This window comes from uncultured Gimesia sp., from assembly GCF_937919775.1.
In the GTDB taxonomy this organism is placed as follows: Bacteria; Planctomycetota; Planctomycetia; order Planctomycetales; family Planctomycetaceae; genus Gimesia.
In genome coordinates, this window is sequence record NZ_CALFPF010000539.1 from 1 (window position 1) to 3830 (window position 3830).

2 protein-coding genes are annotated in these 3830 nt (G+C 54.0%); both read left to right on the plus strand.

The features are described 5' to 3' along the window. The coding region (locus Q0294_RS15475) for a tetratricopeptide repeat protein (protein WP_299467246.1) at positions 1-1693 on the plus strand (1693 nt) is incomplete at its 5' end. 320 nt (positions 1694-2013) lie between these two features. Beyond that, on the plus strand, positions 2014-3830 hold a 1817-nt coding region (locus Q0294_RS15480), incomplete at its 3' end, for an FG-GAP-like repeat-containing protein (RefSeq protein ID WP_299467248.1).

Consider the following 3830-nt stretch of genomic DNA (forward strand, 5'->3'; position numbering starts at 1 on the left):
GCTAACCAGGTTTGCCGGAAGCGATCGATGCGCTGAGTGCCACGCTGAAGTCACTGCAAATTACCACTCCAGTGGCATGGGGCAGTCCATGTGCCGGATCGGAAGTGAAACGCCGCTTGAAGACTACGATCAGCACAATTCATTCTCGCCGGATGGTCGCCATTACTATTCGATTGTTCGGACAGCAGAAGGCGTTTTTCACCATGAACGTCTCGCAGACATCGACGGCAAGACGGTTTATGATCAGGCGGTTAAAATCGAGTTCGTGGTTGGTTCTGGTACTCAGGGGCGATCGTACCTTTTCAATCGCAACGGGATGTTGTACATGTCCCCGATTGGCTGGTACGCCAGCGGAGGCAAATGGGATCTTTCTCCGGGATTCAAGCTTCCATTCCATCGGCGATTTAGTCGTCGCGTTCCGTCTGAATGCCTGGAATGTCATTCGGGGCAAATGAACCTGACAAGTCGCACAGATGTTTTCGATGATCCCCCGTTTCGTGAAATTGCTATTGGCTGCGAACGATGCCACGGCCCGGGAGTGAATCATATTGAGTTTCACCAGCGGGAAGAATCGGTCGGTTCGGATCCGATTATTAATCCCTCGCGACTCGATCCGGGCCGCCGGGAAGATGTTTGCACTCAATGTCACCTTTCCGGTGAAGGCCGTTTTTTGCGAGACGGAAGCCACTTCGGAGGCTTTCTCCCAGGCACCCGACTTGAAGACACCTACCTGATTTTTGTCGGGGGCAAACGAACGACGGACGATGGCCGGACTCGGGCTGTCAGCCAGGTCGAACAAATGCGATCCAGCCGGTGCTACCTTGGCAGCGCAGGACGGATGGGGTGTACGACCTGCCATGACCCGCACTCCAGAACACCGAAAGAAGAACAGAGTGCTTTGTATCGTTCACAATGCCTGACCTGTCACCTTGACCACGGTTGCGTGCTGGAGGAGTCAGAACGCCGTATACGCCAGGCGGATGATTCGTGCATCGCGTGTCACATGCCAAGGCTTGATGCCTCAGACGTTCCGCACACAACACAGACGGACCATCGGATTCTGCGATTGCCTCAAACGTCGTCCTCACCAAAAAGCCAGCCGGATGATGCACCCGAGTTGTACGACGATGCCGAAACGAGATTGCTTCAAATTGTCGTCGCCCGAGCCAGAGGGCTGTGGCTGGCAGAACGAGCAGAGCGTTACACGAGTCGCAACTTCGCGCAACAGGCATTGCAAATCCTTAAGGGAGTGGTGGCCTCGCGTCCCAGTGATGTCGAAGTTCTGGAAGCATTGGGCACCTGCTCCGCCATCGACGGACGCACAGAAGAAGCCTTGAGTTATTGCACCAGAGTCCTGGCGATGGACCCCGACCGGGAACGGACGCTTCTAACTGCTGCAACACTGCAACTGAATCGGGGAAAAATCGAAACGGGCCGCCGATTGCTCGAAGACTATCTTGAAGTTCAGCCCAATGATGCAACAGCGTGGGGACGCTACTCAGGCTTGTTGTCTCAGCTCAACGAAACTCAAAAAGCAATTGATGCAGCCCGAAAATCAACAGATCTCGACCCTTCCAATCCCAGGACCTGGAGCCATTTGGCGGAGCTATACCAACGAATCGGCGACGAGCAGCAGGAGGAAGTCTGCCGCGACCTTGGCAGGCGGGTCCAAATCAGCAAGACTCCACAGTAGATTCGTATCTGAAAAAGAGGTCTGACTCTTTGGAGGGCAGCCAGCACTGCAGATATTTCTGCCCGGAGAGGCAACGCTGTGAAGTATTTTTCCCCGTGTATTCATTGGTTCCAGAATCGTAGGGTGGGACAAGCGGCTGATAAGCCGTGCCGGCCCACCATGTGTCGGCGACACCCCGGTGGGCCGGCGCTCGCGTTGCTCGCTGGTCCCACCCTACGTTAACTGAATTTACACATTCCCCAAAAAATGCTTCACAGCGTTGCCGGAGAGGGTCAGACCCCTTTTTCAGATCTCGACCAGTTCAATTAGAAGATATAACCATGAATCGACTGAAACTTGTATTTGCTCTGGGCGCGGTTTTCGTTGTCGCTGCAGCGATGATCATTGTTCAGAAGGGTGATCGAACAGATCGCGACGCAGCTGGTGAATCTGATCCTGTGTCTGCTGCGGATCATGCTCCAGCCGAACTGTTACACAACGGCGAAGTCTACCTCGATAAGTCTCAGTTGGCTGATGCTGGAATCGCTTTGGCCAATCGTTACACAGGGGAAATTCGGGATCCAAATTCACTGGAAGATCTGCGAAACGCTTTGGCCAAACGAGGCAGCGCGGGGCTGGCTGAAATGAAGGATGTTCTGGCGAAATTTGAAAAGTCGGGGGGGCCGGAGGACCTGGAAATCGCTCGTCTCTACTTCCAGATTGGCTTAATGTTGACCTATGAAGGAAAGCTGGAAGAAGCGGTCGAGGCGACGGAGAAAGCGATCTTAATCGGCGAAAACAACGGAATGCCGCTTGAGGTTCGGGCAAATCTCCGTGCGATTCTCGGGGTTCTGGCATTTCGCCGTGGGGAACTCGAGAACTGCATTCAGTGCGTCGGCCCTTCCAGTTGTATCCTCCCAATTGCCGAGGCGGCCGTTCATCAGAACAAATCCGGGTCTCGCGAAGCGGCCAGGATCTTTACTGAATACCTGGAGACAGCGCCGGGTGATTTGCGTGTCCGCTGGCTGCTGAATCTTGCCTGGATGACGCTGGGCGAGTACCCGGAGCAAGTACCACTTCAATACCGGATTCCGCTGGATCAATTCACGTCGTCAGTTGATGTCGGCCGCTTTTTTAATGTTACCACCCTGGTGGGGCTGACTGACCGGGGACCGAACCAGGCCGGGGGAAGTGTGTTTGATGACTTTACGGGAGATGGCCTCCCGGATCTGTTGACCACGTCCCTTGACATCGACCGCGGGGCGTCATTCTTCGTTAATGATGGGAACGGGAACTTCATCGACAAATCGGATGAGGCTGGCCTGGCTGACCAGATCTACGCGCTGAATGCCGTCCGGACCGATTACGATAACGATGGGAATCTGGATGTGCTGCTTCTTCGCGGCGGGTGGGAGATTCCAATGCGAATGTCGTTGTTAAGGAATTCTGGAAACGGTCGGTTTGAGGATGTGACGATTGGCTGCGGATTGAATGAGCCGATTTCGTCAGAAACGGCGGCCTGGGGGGATTACGATAACGATGGCCTGCTCGATCTGTATGTTGGTGGCGAATATGTCTCTCCGTTTCCTGGGGCCAATCCGCGACCAGTTCCACAAAACCGGTGCCGACTGTATCACAACGAAGGAAACAACAAATTTGTCGATGTTGCTGCCAAACTTGGCGTATTGAATGAGCAATGTACAAAAGGAGTCGCGTGGGGAGACTACGATCAGGATGGCCGCCTCGATCTATTCGTTTCAAACATGAACACTGTCTGCAGGCTTTATCACCAGGAGGCGGACGGGACCTTTCGAGATGTGGCACCGGACCTCGGAATCACTGGTCCGGCGCACGGTTTCGCCTGTTGGTTCTGGGACTACGACAACGATGGGCAGCTCGATATCTACGTGAATGATTACACAAGCACCCTTGCCGATTTCGTAGCCATTTCGCTCGACATGCCGGAAAAGCCTACCTCACCATGCCTTTATCGCAACAAGGGCAAAGATGGGTTTCATGATGTGGCTGAGGAAGTTGGTCTGAATCTTGATTTGATGCCAATGGGTTGTAACTTCGGTGATATTGATAATGACGGATTCCTGGATTTCTACCTGGGAACGGGACGAATGGCGCTCGAAGTCCTGGTGCCTAACCTGTT